Source organism: Streptomyces sp. NPDC006197 (assembly GCF_040613865.1).
GTDB lineage: Bacteria > Actinomycetota > Actinomycetes > Streptomycetales > Streptomycetaceae > Streptomyces.
On record NZ_JBEXSZ010000172.1, the window covers coordinates 1 to 16,700 of the forward strand.

The window sequence follows — 16,700 nt, forward strand, 5'->3', positions numbered from 1 at the left end:
TCGAGACTCCCGAGGCTGCGGCCCTGCCGGAACTCAAGTCGATCGAGTACGGCCTGAAGGCGGACGGGCTGCACCTGCGCGAGGGCGCGGTTGTCCCAGGCGGCGACCGTCGTCTTCTCGGCGTCGCTCGCGGCGAGGGCGGCGCGGGCCGGGTCGGCGTCCGGGGCGGTGTCGTCGAGCCAGCCGGCCCGGACGGCCTCGGCGGTCTCCTGCTCGACCTCGGCGAGCCGCTGACGCAGGTGGCCGGCCTCGCTGCGGGCCCGCTGGGCCTCGGTGGCGGCGGCGGTGGCGTCCCGGTGGGCGGTCTCGCTCGCGTCCTGGAGGGCGGTGGAGCGTTCCTCCTCCTCCGCCGCGTGGCGCTCGCCCTCCTCGGCGGCGGCGGCGAGGGCCCGTACGAGGTCGGCGGCGGCCTCGGCGCGGGCGGCCAGGGCGGGGGCGGCGTCGCGCTCGGCCTCGCGGATGGCGGCGGCCACGCGCGCGGAGCGGTCGCCGGCGGCCCGGTGGCGCAGCACCGCCTCGGCCGCCTGCCAGGCGGAGTGCAGGGTGCGGGCGTCGGTGAGTTCGCGGCGCTGGGCGGCGGCGCCCTTCTCGGCGGCGGTCAGCGCCAGGGAGGCGTGCCGGTAGGCGAGTTCGGCGGCGATGAGGGAGCTGCGGCCGCGGGCGGTCTCGGCCTCGGCGACGGCGTGTCCGGCCGAGGTGACCTGCTGGGCGAGTTCGGCGGCGCGGCCGCGCTCCTCGGCGGCGCGGGCGGAGAGCCGGCGGGCGAGCGTGCGGGTGCGGCGCTCGGCGCCCGTGTGGACCTCGCGCGCGTGGGCACGGGTCCCGGCGGCCTCGACGATCCGGCCGAGGAGGTCGACGGAGCCGGCCGTGAAGTCGCGCTCGGCGGTCAGTTCGGCGCGGCGGCCGAGCTTGTTGCCGAAGCCGCCGACGAGGTCCGCGAGGCCGTCGGTGTCGCGGGTGTCGGTGACGGCGCGCAGCAGCAGGTCGGTGAAGTCGGAGTCCTTCTTGACCGCGAAGAGGCCGGCGGCCTCGCCCTCATCGGCGTTCATCTCGCGCTGGTAGCGGAAGAGTTCGGGGTCGAGGCCGAGGTCGCCGAGGTGCTCGTTCCAGCGGTCGTGGATCTCCTCCCAGACCACCTCCAGGTGCGGGTACGCCTTCCCGGCCTCGGTGAGCGCGTCGCGGAAGCCCTTCATCGTGCGGCGGCGGCCGGTGGCGCCGGAGGCGCCCTCGACGGGCGGGCGGACGGAGGTCGCCTCGGCGACGGGGAGGTTGTCCAGGCTGAGTCCGGGGCCGGGACGGAAGGAGTACCAGGCCTCGGCGAACTTCCGCGGGTCGTTGGAGACCTGGCGGCCGCGCCACTCGCTGGCCTTGCCGACGACGACGAGTTCGCCGGTGAGGGTGTGCTGCCACTCCAGGGCCACGTGGCCGCAGTCGTCGGCCAGGAGGAACTTGCGCAGCACGCCGGAGCTGGCGCCGCCGAGGGTGTTGCGGTGGCCGGGGAGCATGACCGAGAAGATCAGCTTGAGGAGGACGGACTTGCCGCCGCCGTTCTCCAGGAAGAGCACGCCCGCGGGGGCCGGGCGGCGCGGCGGGCCGACCGGCTCCTCCTCGAAGAACTCCGCCTGGGTGGGGGCGGGGTGGGGCACGGGCGCGCCGACTCCGCGCAGGTCCAGGACGGTGTCGGCGTAGCGCGCACCGGCGGGACCGATGGAGTAGAGGCGGACCCGGGACAGCTCGTACATGCGGCGGACTCTCGTACTGGAAGGGGGCGGTGGCGCGGGGCGGTTACGCGGGGCGGTCACGCATGGAACGGCAGTCCCGCGTCGGCGGCGAGTTCCAGGTCGTCGCCCTCGGGCGGCGGCAGGAGGGTCGCGGAGCCGTCGCTGACGGGGACGACGCCGAGGTCGAGGAGCTCGGCCATGGCGGCGGAGCCGGCCATGTCGCGGACCTGGAGCTGGTAGCGGGCGGTGGTGCGGTAGGAGCCGCCGCCCTCGTCGCCGGTGCGCTGGAGGAAGCCGGAGTCGGTGAGGAAGGCGGCGGCCTTGCCGACGATGCCGGTGGTGGAACCGGCGAGGCGGCGGGCGTCCTTGGTGGCCCCGGTGGCGCTGCGGCGGGCGTAGGTCCGCCAGGCGGCCTCCAGGCCGGGGGCGTCGGAGGCCGGGTCGGTGTTCTCGCCCTGCTCCTCGGCGCGCTGCTCCAGGCGCAGACAGGCCTGGCGCACGAAGGCGTCGACGCCGTTGACCGTGAGCCGGCCGATGTACGCGTCGTCGGCGAGGTCCTCGGGCCGGGGGAAGGCCATGGCGGCGACCGCGAGGTGGGCGAGGCCGTGCAGGAAGCGGTCGGCGGAGTCCGTGGAGGCGCGGCGGGCGTAGTCGCCCATGCGGACGGCGAAGACGGAGTCCTCGCCCGCGGTGACGGCCATTCCCGCGCGCGGGGACACCTCCAGGACGACGAGTCCGAGGCCGGTGGCGACGGCGTCGGCGAGGCGTGCGAAGGCGGGGTCCTCGCGGTAGCGGCGCAGGAGCTCGGTGTACTCGGCGTCACGGGCCGGGAGCAGCTTGGGCTGGAGGCCGAAGGAGACGAGCCGGGCCGCGTCGGCGGCGTCCGCGGGGGTGACGGCGGAAGTGGTGGACGCGGCCGGGGGCTGCGGGGGCTCCTGCTCGCTCCACGCGTCGGTGTACTCGGCGTGGGTTTCGCTCACGGCTGGGGCTCCTCGGTACGGCTCTCGGTCGGTACGGCGCGGGGGGCGGGTCGGGGTACGGGCAGCGGCACGGGGGTGACGGACGCCGGTGCGGCGGCGGGGCCGGGGCGGTCGGCGGGCGCGGGCGGTTCGTCCGTGAGCCGCACGGCGCGCACGGAGGGCAGGTCCCGGCGCCGCGCGGGCGGGGTGCGGGCCGGTTCCGGGACCGACACGGTCCCGAACCGCGGCCGTCCGACGACCGCGGGCGCGGACGCGGACGCCTCGGCGGTGGCCGGTACGGGTTCCGACCGGAGCGCCGCTTCCGGCTGCGGTGCGGCTTCGGACTCGCGGGCGGTTTCCGGCTCGGGCGCGGCCTCCGACTCGCGGACGGTTTCCGGCGCAGGCGCGGTTTCCCGCTCGGGCGCGGCTTCTGACTCGCGGGCGGTTTCCGGCGCAGGCGCGGCCTCCGACTCGCGGACGGTTTCCGACTCAGGCGCGGTTTCCCGCTCAGGTGGGGTTTCCCGCTCCCGTACCGCGGTGGGATCCGGCGAGGTTTCCGGTTCCGGAACGGCAGCGTCCGCCACCGGGACGGGCGCCGGGGCGTCGGGGAGGGCGGCGGTGGAGGTAGCCGGGGGGACGAGGGTCACGAGGCCTCCGTGCGGTCCGCGGCCATGCCCGCCGCGTCGAGCATCGCCGTACCGACGATGAGGTCGGCGCCGCCGAACTCGGGGTCGTCGAGCGGGGTGCCGTCGTCGACGGCGAAGAGGAGGCGCTCCTCCCCCTGGCGGTAGGCGGTGCCGACCGGGGGGCTCGCCGCGTGGACGGCGAGGAGGGCGACGAGGTACGGGAGGTCGGGGTCGAGGCGCCGGGCCTCGGCGAGCAGGCCGGAGAGGCGGCGCGGGGCGTCGTGCTCCAGGTCGAGCAGGCGCATGGCGCTCGCGAGCTGCTCCTCGCTGAAGCGGGAGTCGTCGGGGGTGGCGATGAGGTCCGGCTCGGGCATCTCCGCGCCGAGGTGCTCGCGCTCGACGGGCGGGGTGAGGAGCAGGTCGACGAGGTCGCCGAGACGGACGGAGGCGGGGGTGCGCAGTCCGGTGCCGTGGGCGAAGAAGGCGTCGGTGACGCGGGTGGCCTGTTCGACGGGAAGCGGCAGGACGGGGGCGACCAGCTGACCGTACAGGTCGAGTCCGGTGTACGCGGTGGGGGCGGCGAAGGCCTGCCGGTCCTGCTCGGCGCGGAAGAGGGGCCCGGCTTCGAGGAGGCGGGACTGGAGCTGGGTGTGGCGGCGGATGCAGTCCTTGACTATGTCGACGAGCTCGGCCGCGCGCCGCTTGTGCTCCGCGGTCTTCGCGTCGTTCGTGGCCTCGGCCTCGTCGCGGGCCTTGCGGATGTTGGTGAGGATCGCGTTCTCGTGGCGGTAGCGGTCGGCCACGTGGTCGAGCGCCTCGGCGATCATGTCGGGGACGGTGTGGAGCCAGTCGACGGCGCGGACGTTGCGCCGGGTGGCCTCCAGGGTCTTGCGGAGGGTCTCGGCGTACTGCACGGTCCGGTAGCGCGCCTGCTCGGCGGCGAGCTGGGCGTCGGCCAGGCGGCCCCGGTTGATGAGGACCTCCAGCTTCACCTCGGCGGCGATCTGGGCGCTGGTGACGTCGGTGTCGAGGGCTCCGACGAGGACGTTGACCGCTTCGTCGGTGGTGCGGAGGTAGACCCCGCCGCCGTAGCCCGGGACCTCTTCGATGAGCTTGAAGTCGTAGTCCCGGCGGACGTAGACGCCGTCGGTGCCGAAGGTGCCGTAGACGGCGCGGAAGCCGCGGTCGACGCTGCCGACGTTGATCAGGTTCTCCAGGACCCAGCGGGCGACGCGCTCGTGCTCGGCGGCGGGGCGGGTGGGTGCCTGGGCGGCGACGCGGGGCAGCAGGCGGGCGACGATCTGCTCGTGGTCGGCGCCGGTGTCGAAGTCCATGTTCAGCGTGATGAGGTCGATCGCGGCGAGGGCCACCTCGGCCATCGCGTAGACCGTGTACTCGCCGGCCAGGTTCGCCTTGCGCGCGTCGAGGTCGTGCAGCGGGGCGGTGCACGCGAGCGCGCGGAGCCGCCGCGCGAGCCCTTCGTCGGCGGCCGGGCCCTGCGCGGGGCGCGGCCCCGCGCTGAGCTGGGGCGGAGCGAGGTCCGTCGAGGCAGGCGAAGTCACGGTGCACAGATTAGGTCCTCACCCTGACAACGGTCGAAACGGCGCAGATACGACCGGCCCCCTCGGTAGCCTCGTACGGGCTCTGCCGTCAGCCGGCGGCGCCCGTCGGATCGTCGACGGCCCGGGCGTAGGCGGCGGCGACCCGGGTGCGGGAGTCGTCGAGGTAGCGGGCGAGGAGTCGCTCCGCCGAGGCCCGTTCACCGGCGCGCAGGGCGTCCAGGATCTCCCGGTTCCTCCGCAGATAGGGCTCGTGCAGGGCGCGCGGGTCGTCGACGACGTGGAAGGCGAGGCGGAGTTCGGCGAGGACGCCGCGCATCAGCTCGTCGGTACGGGCGCTGCCGGCGAGGGCGACGAGTTCGCGGTGGAAGTGGATGTTGGCGGTGGAGACGCCCGTCCAGTCGCCGGCATGGGCCGCGGTCTCGCCCTCGGCGACGGCGGCGGCAAGGCCTTCGACGGCGAACGGCGGCTGCCCCAGGCCCCGTACGACGGCGCACTCGACGAGCCGCCGGGTGCGGTAGATGTCGTCCACGTCGCCCACGGCCAGGACGCGGACGAAGACGCCCCGGTTGAGCTCGTGGACGAGCAGGCGCTCGTGGGTGAGGAGCCGGAAGGCCTCGCGGAGTGTGTTGCGGGACACACCGAGGGCGCCGCCGATGCTCTCCTCGGAGAGTCGGGCGCCGGGCGGGAAGTAGCCCTCCGCGATCCGGGTGCGCAGGATGTCCGCGACCCGCTCGGCCGTGCTCGTGCGTCCGAGCAGCACGCGGTCGTCCGTCAGCCCGCCGGTCCCGCTCGCGTCCACAGCGCCTCGCCCCTTCCGTCGTCCGCGGCCGGGCGGCCGTGGAACGGCCCGAGTCAACCGCAGAAACGGGGAAGCGACAACACTCCTCTTGTCGGATCGTTGAACAATCCTCTACCTTGACGGCACCGCACGCTTACTCGGTACGTCTCCCAGGCACGCGCCTCCCCTCCTGCGAGGTGCAGATGAGCACGACACAGACCCGGCAGCGCTCCCAGGGCGAACGGCCCGACGACACGGGCGCGTTCGGCGGATACGCCCTGGTGTTCCGGCGGGCCGACGCCGGATCGCGGAGCCGTATCCGACGCCGGTGCGCGGCACGGGGCAGGGGCTCGCGTACAACACGGGGCGCGCGGTCGGAGCCGTCATCCGCGCGAGGCACGCGCGCGTGCGCGGGCCGGATGTTCGTCGCCGACGTCCGGCACGACCACTACCGCACCGCCGTGTGAACCGCGCGGCGCGTCCATGAGCACCACCGCACCACCAGGTGGGAGAGGAAGCACCACATGACCCCGGTCCCGATCGATCTCAACGCCGACCTCGGCGAGGGCTTCGGCCGCTGGACGCTGACCGACGACGAGCAGCTCCTGTCCGTCGTCACCAGCGCCAACGTGGCCTGCGGCTTCCACGCCGGGGACGCGGCCACCATGCGGCGGGTCTGCGAGCTCGCGGCGGCCCGCGGGGTACGGATCGGGGCCCAGGTGTCCTACCGCGACCTGGCCGGCTTCGGACGGCGGGCGATGGACGTCCCGGCGGCGGAGCTGGCCGCCGAGGTGGCGTACCAGATCGGTGCCCTGGAGGTCTTCGCCCGGGCCGCGGGCTCGCGGGTCTCGTACGTGAAGCCGCACGGGGCGCTCTACAACCGGGTGGTCCGGGACGCGGAGCAGGCGGCGGCGGTCGTCGACGGCGTGCTGCTCGCGGACCGGACGCTGCCGGTCCTCGGGCTGCCGGGGTCCCGGCTGCACGAGGCCGCAGCGGCGGCCGGGCTCCCGGTCGTCGCCGAGGCCTTCGGCGACCGGGCCTACCGGGCGGACGGCTCCCTGCTGCCACGGGGGCAGGAGGGAGCCGTCGTCACGGATCCGGACGAGGTCGTCGAACGGGCGTTGTCCATGGCCCGGTTCGGGGTCGTCACGGCGCACTGCGGGAGCTCCGTCGCCGTGCGGGCCCGGTCGCTCTGCCTGCACGGGGACACCCCGGGCGCGGTGGGCCTCGCCCGGCGGGTCCGGGAGCGGCTCGAAGCCTCCGGCGTGCGCGTGGAGGCCTTCGCGTGAGGGTGCTGAGGGCGGGCGACCGGGCCCTCCTGGTGGAGTTGGAGGGCGGCGACGCGACCGAGGCCTTCCACGCCGAGCTGCTGCGGCGGCGGTCGGCCGGGGCGCTGCCCGCCGTGCGGGAGATCGTGCCGGCGGCGCGGACGGTGCTCCTCGACGGGGTGGACGATCCGGAGCGGCTGGCGGCCGAGCTGACCGGCTGGGAGCCGGCGCCGCTCCACGCGCGCGTGGGCGAGGCCGTCGAGGTGCCGGTGCGCTACGACGGGCCCGACCTGCCGGAGGTCGCCGCTCTCTGGGGGGTGTCCGTGGAGGCGGCGGTGCGGATCCACACGGCGGCCGAGTTCCGGGTCGCCTTCTGCGGGTTCGCGCCCGGCTTCGGCTATCTGACCGGGCTCGGCGAGCGGTACGAGGTGCCCCGCCGGGCCACTCCGCGGACGGCCGTCCCGGCCGGGTCGGTCGCCCTGGCCGGCCCGTACACGGGGGTGTATCCGCGCTCCTCCCCCGGCGGCTGGCAGCTGATCGGCACCACGGACGTGGTGCTGTGGGACTCCGGGCGGGACCCGGCCGCGCTGCTCGCGCCCGGCACCCGGGTCCGGTTCACGGCGGGGGTCGGGCGATGAGCGACCGGGCCGTCGCCGTGGTCCGGGCCGGGGCGCTGACCACCGTCCAGGACCTGGGGCGCACGGGGTACGCGCACCTCGGCGTGCCCCGCTCGGGCGCCCTCGACCCGGCGGCCGTACGGCTCGTCAACCGGCTCGTCGGCAACGCGGAGGGCGCGGCGGTCCTGGAGACCACCGTCAGCGGGTGCGCGCTGCGGCCCCGGTGCGCGGTGACCGTGGCGGTGGGCGGCGCGCCCTGCCCGGTCCGGGTGGACGGCCGCCCGGCCGCCTGGGGGACGACGGTCCGGGTCGGCGCCGGGTCGGTCCTGGAGGTGGGGGCGGCCGTGCGCGGACTGCGTTCGTACGTGGCGTTCGGCGGCGGGATCACCGTCGCGCCGGTGCTCGGCAGCCGCTCCGCCGACCTGCTGTCGGGCCTCGGCCCGGCACCGCTCGCGGAGGGGACGGTGCTGCCGCTGGGGGCGGACACGGGCGTACGGGGGCCGGTCGACGCCCCGCCGTGGCCGGGCCCGGCGGCGGAGCTCGTCCTGCGCGTCCGGCTCGGTCCCCGCGACGACTGGTTCACCGCCGACGCGCTTCGGACCTTCTCCACGCGCGCGTACCGGGTGTCGCCGGCGAGCAACCGGATCGGACTGCGTCTGGAGGGGCCGGCCCTGGAGCGGGCCCTGCCGGGCGAGCTGCCGAGCGAGGGCATGGTCCTGGGCGCGGTGCAGGTCCCGCCGGACGGGCGCCCGGTGGTGTTCCTGGCGGACCATCCGACGACCGGGGGCTATCCGGTGGTCGCGGTGGTGCGGGAGGCCGATCTGGGCGCGGCGGCGCAGGCGGTCCCGGGGACGCCGGTGCGGTTCGTGCCGGTGCGGTGAGGGTCATGCGGTGAGGGTCACGGGGGCGGCGGGCCGTAGCCCCCGCCGCCGGGGGTGCGCAGGACCAGGACGTCGTCGGGGCCCACCTCCGTGGTGGCGGCGCCTTCGAGGTGCTCGACGGTGCCGTCGGCGCGTTCCACGAGGTTCTCGCCGAGGGCGCCCGGCTCGCCGCCGGCCATCCCGTACGGCGGGACCCTGCGGTGGCCGGTGAGGAGGGCCACCGTCATCGGCTCCAGGAAGCGCAGGCGCCGCTCCACGCCGTGGCCGCCGTGCCATCGGCCGCGCCCGCCGCTGTCCTCCCGTACCGCGAAGGCGTCGACCCGGACGGGGTGGCGCCACTCCAGGATCTCGGGGTCCGTGAGCCGGGAGTTGGTCATGTGGGTCTGGACGGCGTCGGCGCCGTCGAAGCCGTCGCCCGCGCCCGAGCCGCTCGCGACGGTCTCGTAGTACTGCACGCGCGCGTTGCCGAAGGTGACGTTGTTCATGGTTCCGGAGCCCTCGGCCTGGACGCCGAGGGCCGCGTAGAGCGCGCCCGTCACGGCCTGGGAGGTCTCGACGTTCCCGGCGACGGTGGCCGCCGGGTGGACGGGGGCGAGCATGGAGCCGGGCGGGACGCGGACCTCCAGGGGCTCCAGGCAGCCGCTGTTGAGCGGGATGTCCTCGTCGACCAGGGTGCGGAAGACGTACAGGACGGCGGCCATGACGACGGCGGTGGGCGCGTTGGCGTTCCCGGGCAGCTGGGCGGAGGTGCCGGTGAAGTCGATGAGCGCGGAGCGCCGTTCGCGGTCGATCCGGACGGCGACCCGGATCACCGCGCCCCCGTCGGTCTCGTAGCGGTACTCGCCGTCGTCCAGGCGGGCGACGATGCGCCGTACGGACTCCTCGGCGTTGGCGCGGACGTGCCGCATGTAGGCCTGGACGACGTCGAGTCCGAACTCCTCGACCGTGCGGCGCAGTTCCTCGATGCCCTTCTCGTTGGCGGCGATCTGGGCGCGCAGGTCGGCGAGGTTGGTGTCCGGGTCGCGGGAGGGGTGGCGGGCGCCGGTGAGCAGGGCGCGGGTCTCGGTCTCGCGGAGGTGTCCGTCGCGGACGAGCAGCCAGTTGTCGAAGAGGACGCCCTCCTCGTCGACGGTCCGGCTGAAGGCGGGCATGGAGCCGGGGGTGATGCCGCCGATCTCGGCGTGGTGGCCGCGGGAGGCGACGAGGAAGCGGAGTTCGCCGCCCGTGTCGTCGAACACCGGGGTCACGACGGTGACGTCGGGGAGGTGGGTGCCGCCGTGGTACGGGTCGTTGATCGCGTACACGTCGCCGGGGCGCAGGTCGTCCCCGCGCCGGCGGAGCACCTCCTTGATGGACTCCCCCATGGAGCCGAGGTGGACGGGGATGTGGGGCGCGTTGGCGATCAGGTTGCCCTCGGCGTCGAAGAGGGCGCAGGAGAAGTCGAGGCGTTCCTTGATGTTGACCGACTGGGCTGTGTTCTCCAGGCGGACGCCCATCTGCTCGGCGATGGACATGAAGAGGTTGTTGAAGACCTCCAGGAGGACGGGGTCCACGTCCGTGCCGGCGGCCACGCGCGCGGGGCGGGGGGCGACGCGGCGCAGCAGGAGGTGGCCGCCGTCGGTCGCGGTGGCCCGCCAGCCGGTGTCGACGACGGTCGTGGCGTCGGCCTCGGCGAGGATCGCGGGCCCGTCGACGCCGTCGCCCGGCCGCAGGTCCTCGCGCCGGTGGAGCGGGGCGTCGCGGGGTGTGCCGGCGCTGTGCATCCGGACGGTGGCCACGGGGACGAGGGGGCCGCTCCGCTCCGCGGTGTCGACGAGGACCGGCCCGTGCGGACCGGCGCTTCCGACGGCCTCGACGGTGACGGCCTCGACGACGAGCGGCCGGTCCAGGGTGAAGGCGTACCGCGCCCGATGGACGTCCGTGAACGCGGTTTTCAGCTCGTCGGGCGGTGCGAGGTCGACGGGGAGGCTCGCGTCCGTACCCGCGTACCGCAGGAGCACGCGTGCGTGCGTGGTGATCGCCTCGTCCGGCAGTCCGTCGGCGCGGAGCTCCCCGCGGGTGCGGTCGGCGAGTTCGGCGCAGAGGGCGGTCACGCGCTCGTGGGTGCCGGCGGCGTCGAGCTCGGCTTCGACGGACCGCTCCCGCATGGCGGTGGCGTCGGCGAGCCCGATCCCGTACGCCGAGAGCACTCCGGCCAGCGGGGGTACGAGGACGGTGTCGACGCCCAGGGCGTCGGCGACGGCGCAGGCGTGCTGGCCGCCGGCGCCGCCGAAGCTGGTGAGGGCGTACCGGGTGACGTCGTGGCCGCGCTCCACGGAGATCTTCTTGACGGCGTTGGCCATGTCAAGGACGGCGATCTCCAGGAAGCCCGCGGCGACCTCCTCGGGGGTGCGGCCGCCGCCGACCTCCTCGGCGAGGGCGGTGAACCGCTCCCGTACGACCTCCGCGTCGAGCGGGCGGTCGCCGGTCTCGCCGAAGACGGCGGGGAAGTGGTCGGGCTGGACGCGTCCGAGCATGACGTTGGCGTCGGTGACCGTCAGGGGGCCGCCGCGGCGGTAGCAGGCGGGCCCGGGGACGGCGCCGGCCGAGTCGGGGCCGACCCGGTAGCGGCGCCCGTCGTAGTGGAGGACGGAGCCGCCGCCGGCCGCGACGGTGTGGATGCTCATCATGGGCGCCCGCATCCGCACCCCGGCGACCTGTGTACCGAGTTCACGCTCGAAGACGCCGGCGTAGTGCGACACATCGGTGGAGGTGCCGCCCATGTCGAAGCCGATGACACGGTCGTGCCCCGCCTGCGCCGAGGTGCGGGCCATGCCGACGACGCCGCCCGCCGGGCCCGACAGGACGGCGTCCTTGCCGCGGAAGTGGGCCGCCTCGCGGAGTCCTCCGTTGGACTGCATGAACATGAGGCGGATGCCGGCGAGTTCGCGGGCGACCTCGTCGACGTACCGGCGCAGGATCGGCGAGAGGTAGGCGTCGACGACGGTGGTGTCCCCGCGCGGGACGAGCTTGATGAGCGGGCTGACCTCGTGCGAGCAGCTGATCTGGGTGAAGCCGGCGGCGCGGGCCGCCGCCGCGACCCGGGCCTCGTGCTCGGGGTGCCGGTAGCCGTGCAGCAGGACGACGGCGGCGGAGCGGAAGCCGTCGCGGCGCGCGGCGGCGAGTGCTCCGGCGACGGCGGGCTCGTCCAGCGGACGGACGACACGGCCGCGGGCGTCGACCCGCTCGGGGACCTCGATCACGCGCGCGTACACCGCCTCGGGCAGCACGATGTGCCGGTCGAAGAGCCGGGGCCGGTTCTGGTAGGCGATGCGGAGCGCGTCGCGGAAGCCCTCGGTGACGAGGAGCACGGTCGGTTCGCCGCGCCGCTCCAGGAGGGCGTTGGTGGCGACGGTGGTGCCCATCTTGACGACGGCGACGCGGTCGGCGGGGACGGGTTCGCCGGGGTCCAGGCCGAGGAGGAGGCGGATGCCGGCGACTGCCGCGTCCTGTCGGCGGGCGGGGTCGTGGGAGAGCACCTTGCGGCTGACGAGCCGGCCGTCGGGCCGCCGCCCGACGACGTCGGTGAAGGTGCCGCCCCGGTCGATCCAGAACTCCCAGCGCCCGCTCATCTCCCCATTGTGGCCGCGAGCGCGGCCGTGAGGGCGTCGCCCTCGGCGACGCCACCGATCCGGGCGGGCGGGATCACGGGCGGGGCGGGCGGGGCGGCCTCCGCCGTGGCCGCACCCGCGCCCGCCGTTCCCCGTGTCACCGGCGGGCCTCCTCGGGGAGACGCGGCGGCCCCCGGGGCGGGGCCACGGTCGGCGGGTTCTCCGCCGCAGGCCGCGCCGCCCCGGGGGCCGGGTGGCGGGTGGCGGGTGGCTCGGGTGCGCGAGGTCGGGCCGGGAGGGGGTGGTCGGACCTGTCGCTGCCCCGGAGCCGGGGTCAGACCTGGAGGTCCGGCCCTATCCGGTTGCGTACCGCCGTCTGGACCTCGACCTCTTCGGCCGGGTCGGCGGCGAGGCGGCGCAATCGCTCGGCGACGCGCACGTCACCGGTCTCGGCGTGCTGGGCCGCGACCTCGCGGGTGGTCTCCTCGCAGTCCCAGAGGCATTCGACGGCGAAGCCGGTCGCGAAGGTGGGGTCGGTGGCGGCGAGGGCGCGGGCCACGTGGCCGCGCAGCCGGGAGGAGGTCGTCTCGCGGTAGACGTGGCGCAGCACGGGTGCCGCGCAGGCGATGCCGAGGCGTCCGGCGCCGTCGACGAGGCAGGCGAGCTCGGGGGCGTCGGGGCCCGCGGAGCGCACGGTGTCGCGCAGGGCGCCGAGGACGAGGCCGGCGTCCTGGGCGGTGCCCCGGCAGGCGAGGACCTCTGCGGCGGCCGTCCCGAGGGCGTCGGTGCGCCGGACCCACGCGCGGGCGCGGGCGACGGCGTCCTCGCCGCACATCCGCCGGTAGGCGGCGACGGCGGCGTCGGCGACCTCGCGGGAGTCGCCGTCGGCCGCGGCCTCGACGAGGTCGAGGACGGCGGGGTCCTGTGACTCGGCGAGGTGGTGCAGGGCGGCGCCGCGGGCTCCCGTGGCGCCGTGCCGGGCGGCGGCGAGGAGCTCGGGCCGGTCCTCGGGTCCGGCGACGGCGGTCAGGCAGCGGGCGGCGGGGCCGTAGAGGACGGCTCCGCGCTCGTATCCCTCCTGCGCCCAGTCGAGGACGGCCCGGACGCTCCAGCCGGGGCGGGGCCCGGCGGGGCGCATCTGGCGCTGCCAGCGGTCGAAGGAGCCCTGTTCCCGGGCGGCCCTGACCCGGGCGCCGACGGCCTCGCGTGGGTCCTCGGCCCACAGCCGCCAGGGGCGGGGCTCGAAGGCGTCGCGGACGGTGCGCGCCAGCTCGGCGTCGCCGTCCGCGTCGGCCGGGAAGCGGGCCAGTACGGGCAGGGCGAGCGCGCGGAGTCCGGCGTCGTCGTCGCGGAGGGCCAGCTCGTCCAGGGCCCAGGCCCAGTTGGCGCCGGTCGCCGCGTACCGCCGGAGCAGCAGCAGGGCGTCCTGGCGTCCGTAGGAGGCGAGGTGCCCGAGGACGGCGAGCGCGAGCCCGGTCCGGGACTCCTCGGTGTCGAGGTGGTCCTCGGCGCCCAGGAGGTGCGCCTCGATCTCGTCGAGGCCTCCGTGGAGGTCCAGGTAGAGACGGGCGTAGTAGAGGGAGCGGTTCTCGACCTGCCAGTCGTGGCGGGGGTCGTCGAGAACGCAGTGGTTGAGGGCCGCGAGGGCCTCGGCGCGTGGCGCGGCGAGCGCGTGCAGGGTGCCGTCGCCGCGGCCCCGCTGCAGCAGGCCGAGCAGGGTGCCGCTCGGCGCTATGACTGGTTCGAACATGGGAAGACGCCTCACATCAAGCTGTCGACACGACCGGGGGATACCGGGGGGAGCCCGGTCGGGCGGTACATCGCCCGTACGCCTAGGCCGTGCGGCAACATTCGGGGCCGCTCGTCGTCGTTCGCCTGCCAGTGATCATCTTCCTCAGCCTCTCGTCGGTGGCCCGTTTTGCCGGGCCCGACGTCATGATGACCCACCCATTTCGCCACCGCGACCACATTTACGACCCTGCTCCCACCTGGGGTTCAGCCGCCGTTCACCTGGCTCCGAAGAGCTCCAGGAGTTCGGTCTTGCCGAACATGCGGGCGGTGTCGAGCGCGGACGGAGTCCCTGCCTCCGGATTCGCGCCGGCGGCGAGGAGGGCACGGATCACGGCGTCCTCGCCCTTGAAGACGGCGCCGGCGAGCGGGGTCTGGCCGCGGTCGTTGGGGCGGTCGGCCTCGGCGCCTCGGTCCAGGAGGGCGGTGACCGCGGCGGCGTGGCCGTGGTAGGCGGCGAGCATGACGAGGGTGTCGCCCCTGTCGTTGGTGAGGTTCGCGGGGACGCCCGCGTCGACGTAGGCGGCGAGGGCGTCGGCGTCACCCGTGCGTGCGAGGTCGAAGACCTTCGACGCCAGCTCGACGACCTCGGGGTCCGGAGTCTCGCTCATCGGGTGGAACCGCCTCTCTCCTGCGTTGTCGGCCTGTGCACGGCAAGCGCGGCCGTACGAGTGAATCGACAGGGTACTGCCCGTCCGGCGACATGACCGCGCCCGACCGAGGCAAAGATCACGTCATCCCGCCCCGGGACCCGCCCCTAGCGCACGCCGGGCGTTTCGCCACCCGGCGAGGCGTCCGCCGTCCGCCGGTCAAGTGAAATCAGCCGTTTTTCACTCTGATGCACCTTTAATCACATAGATACTTCCTGTGAACCTGGAAGAACTCATGGTGACTGTCCCCTCAACCAGGAGAACAACCAATGATCCTGTCCATCTCAGGCGTGGTCCTGCTCGGCATCATCTGCTTCCTGTTCTTCAAGAAGGACGGCATGAAGGCCTCGCACGCCCTCGTCAGCTCACTGTTCGGCTTCTACCTCGCGGGCACGGCCATCGCCCCGAGCATCACGGCGGGCGGCCAGAGCCTCGCCGGCCTCCTGGGCGGGATCAAGTTCTGACGCCCTTCAGTCCCTTCCACCGATTCAGGAGTACTTCGTGGCCCGGCGACCACTCCCCCGCATTCTGAGCAGCGGCAGCGCACAGATCGCTCGCAGTCGAGAGATCGCGCGCACGGCCGCCGACAGCGCCACCGACGTGCTCCATCCGCTGATCACGGTCTCCCGTGGTCTGCGGAAGCTGGCCGCGACCGCGCGCGCCAAGTGGGCCGCGACCCCCAAGGAGCGGCGTGGTCCCACGTTGCTCCTGGTCGCGGCCTGCGTCCTGGTCGTCGCCCTCATGCCGTACGGGCCGCTCCTCGCGCTCGTCCTGCTCATGGCCGTGGCCGCCTGGCTGGGCCGGGAGCGCCCGGTCGTGAAGACCGGGCCCGACGACGCGGAGATCGCCCGGCTCAAGGGCCTGTACGAGGCGCTCGTGCCGTACTTCTCCGTGCCGGAGGACCCGGCACCGCTCTTCGCCCACGGCGGCGAGTGGAGCGGCGCCTTCGGGGAGTACGCCTTCGACGAGGACGGGCGGCTGACCCGGCTGAAGATTGCGTACCCCCCGTACTTCACCGACGGCGAACCGGCCGCCCGCGCCCGCATCGAGCAGCTGCTGCACGCCAAGTCGGGGCGGGGCCGCGAGTACCGCTTCGACTGGGACGAGGAGGGCAACCGGCTCGTCATGAGCGTGCTGCCCGCCCTGCCCACCACCATCGCCGCCCAGCGCTTCGTCACGGTGCCGGGCGAGACCGTCCTCGGGTTCACCGACGCCGACGCCGTGCAGCGGACGGTGCCGGTCGTCTCGGCGGACGGCACGGAGGACGCGCCGGCCGTCGTCTGGCGCACCGGCCCCCGCTCCACCGAGCCGCACCTGCTCGCCGTCGGGCAGCCCGGCAGCGGCACCACCTCCCTGCTGCGCTCGATCGCGCTCCAGGCCCTTCCCCACGGGGACGTGCTGATCGTCGAGGGCGCCGGCACCGGCGAGTACGCCTGCCTGACCGGCCGCGACGGCGTCCTCGCGGTCGAGTGCGGGCTCTCCGGGGCCCTCGCCACCCTGGAGTGGGCGGCGCACGAGACGGAGCGGCGGCTGATCGCCGCGAACCGGGCCCGACAGGCCGGGCAGCCCGCGCCCGAGGACACCCGCCGTCCGCTGTGGATCCTGCTCGACCGGCCGAGCGTCCTGGGCCACCTGGCCGCCGCCGACGGCCGCCCCGACCCGCAGGAGCTGCTCGATGTGCCGCTGCGGCACGGGCGCACGGCGCAGGTCACGGTGGTGGTGGCCGAGCAGTTCGACAGCACGGAGACGCTGGGCGAGGCGGTACGGACCCACACGCGGGCCCGGATCGTCCTCGGCCCCGCCGCCCCGGAGCAGATCGCGGCCGTCCTCGGCGCCCGGCCGCACACCACGCCGACGCCCGAGGTCCCGGCGGGCCGTGGCTACGCGCGCCTGGGCACGGGTCCGGTCCTGCGGCTCCAGGTGCCGGCGACGCCCGACCCGTACGACGACGCGACGAGCGAGGCGCACCGGCGGGCGGTCCTGGACCTGCTCCCGGAGCGCCGCGCGTTCACGGCCCCGGCGGCGCCCGCGAACCCGCCCGTGATCACGGTCAAGACCCCGGCGCAGGACACGGTCACGGTCAAGACCCCGGCCCCGGTCACGGCGCACGACACGGTCACGGCCAAGACCCCGGCCACAGTCACGGCGCACGACACGGTCACGGCCAAGACCCCGGCCCCGGTCACGGCGCACGACACGGTCACGGCCAAGACCCCGGCCACAGTCACGGCGCACGACACGGTCACGGCCAAGACCCCGG

General features: G+C 75.2%; 14 protein-coding genes and 1 pseudogene. 6 read left to right on the forward strand and 9 right to left on the reverse strand.

The genetic code is table 11. The features are described 5' to 3' along the window. From ABZ318_RS34525 to ABZ318_RS34545, 5 genes and pseudogenes are all read right to left on the reverse strand, one after another. A pseudogene (locus ABZ318_RS34525) lies at positions 1-1,742 on the reverse strand (hypothetical protein); the annotation flags it as partial. Positions 1,743-1,798: 56 nt separating this feature from the next. Continuing rightward, positions 1,799-2,701, reverse strand: coding sequence for a hypothetical protein (locus ABZ318_RS34530; protein ID WP_356906393.1), 903 nt, complete (start codon positions 2,699-2,701; stop codon positions 1,799-1,801). Then, positions 2,698-2,913: a hypothetical protein gene (locus ABZ318_RS34535; protein ID WP_356906394.1), complete on the reverse strand. Its 216-nt coding sequence runs from the start codon at positions 2,911-2,913 to the stop codon at positions 2,698-2,700. Before ABZ318_RS34535 ends, ABZ318_RS34530 begins: the two co-directional genes overlap by 4 nt. A gap of 410 nt (positions 2,914-3,323) precedes the next feature. Further along, on the reverse strand, positions 3,324-4,868 hold the full coding sequence (locus tag ABZ318_RS34540; protein ID WP_123450225.1) for a hypothetical protein: 1,545 nt from the start codon (positions 4,866-4,868) through the stop codon (positions 3,324-3,326). A gap of 88 nt (positions 4,869-4,956) precedes the next feature. Continuing rightward, positions 4,957-5,667, reverse strand: a complete 711-nt coding sequence (locus ABZ318_RS34545; RefSeq protein WP_356906395.1) for a GntR family transcriptional regulator — start codon at positions 5,665-5,667, stop codon at positions 4,957-4,959. A gap of 182 nt (positions 5,668-5,849) precedes the next feature. Between ABZ318_RS34545 and ABZ318_RS34550 the strand changes: the two genes are divergently transcribed. From ABZ318_RS34550 to ABZ318_RS34565, 4 genes are read left to right on the forward strand one after another with little or no spacing between them, the layout of a single operon-like run. Then, on the forward strand, positions 5,850-6,113 hold the full coding sequence (locus ABZ318_RS34550; RefSeq protein WP_356906396.1) for a hypothetical protein: 264 nt from the start codon (positions 5,850-5,852) through the stop codon (positions 6,111-6,113). Positions 6,114-6,170: 57 nt separating this feature from the next. Beyond that, positions 6,171-6,935 (forward strand): 5-oxoprolinase subunit PxpA, encoded by a 765-nt coding sequence (locus tag ABZ318_RS34555; RefSeq protein WP_356906397.1) that lies wholly within the window; start codon positions 6,171-6,173, stop codon positions 6,933-6,935. Next, positions 6,932-7,552: an allophanate hydrolase subunit 1 gene (locus tag ABZ318_RS34560; RefSeq protein WP_356906398.1), complete on the forward strand. Its 621-nt coding sequence runs from the start codon at positions 6,932-6,934 to the stop codon at positions 7,550-7,552. Before ABZ318_RS34555 ends, ABZ318_RS34560 begins: the two co-directional genes overlap by 4 nt. Next, complete coding sequence (locus ABZ318_RS34565; protein WP_356906399.1) at positions 7,549-8,412, forward strand: biotin-dependent carboxyltransferase family protein; 864 nt, start codon at positions 7,549-7,551, stop codon at positions 8,410-8,412. The genes ABZ318_RS34560 and ABZ318_RS34565 overlap by 4 nt, the downstream gene beginning before the upstream one ends. 17 nt (positions 8,413-8,429) lie before the next feature. Here ABZ318_RS34565 and ABZ318_RS34570 read toward each other — a convergent pair whose 3' ends face one another. From ABZ318_RS34570 to ABZ318_RS34585, 4 genes are all read right to left on the reverse strand, one after another. Next, complete coding sequence (locus ABZ318_RS34570) at positions 8,430-12,023, reverse strand: hydantoinase B/oxoprolinase family protein (protein WP_356906400.1); 3,594 nt, start codon at positions 12,021-12,023, stop codon at positions 8,430-8,432. Beyond that, the gene (locus ABZ318_RS34575; protein ID WP_356906401.1) at positions 12,020-12,163 is read right to left on the reverse strand and encodes a hypothetical protein; all 144 of its coding nucleotides are present in this window, start codon (positions 12,161-12,163) and stop codon (positions 12,020-12,022) included. The genes ABZ318_RS34570 and ABZ318_RS34575 overlap by 4 nt, the downstream gene beginning before the upstream one ends. 173 nt (positions 12,164-12,336) lie before the next feature. Beyond that, positions 12,337-13,752, reverse strand: a complete 1,416-nt coding sequence (locus tag ABZ318_RS34580) for a HEAT repeat domain-containing protein (RefSeq protein WP_356906402.1) — start codon at positions 13,750-13,752, stop codon at positions 12,337-12,339. Positions 13,753-14,008: 256 nt separating this feature from the next. Then, positions 14,009-14,401, reverse strand: a complete 393-nt coding sequence (locus tag ABZ318_RS34585) for an ankyrin repeat domain-containing protein (RefSeq protein ID WP_356906403.1) — start codon at positions 14,399-14,401, stop codon at positions 14,009-14,011. Between the two features lie 308 nt (positions 14,402-14,709). Here ABZ318_RS34585 and ABZ318_RS34590 point away from each other — a divergent pair, with 308 nt between their 5' ends. Together ABZ318_RS34590 and ABZ318_RS34595 are read left to right on the forward strand one after the other, a co-directional pair. Continuing rightward, positions 14,710-14,904: a hypothetical protein gene (locus tag ABZ318_RS34590; RefSeq protein WP_030691317.1), complete on the forward strand. Its 195-nt coding sequence runs from the start codon at positions 14,710-14,712 to the stop codon at positions 14,902-14,904. A 37-nt stretch (positions 14,905-14,941) separates the two neighbouring features. Beyond that, on the forward strand, positions 14,942-16,700 hold a 1,759-nt coding region (locus ABZ318_RS34595), incomplete at its 3' end, for a hypothetical protein (RefSeq protein WP_356906404.1).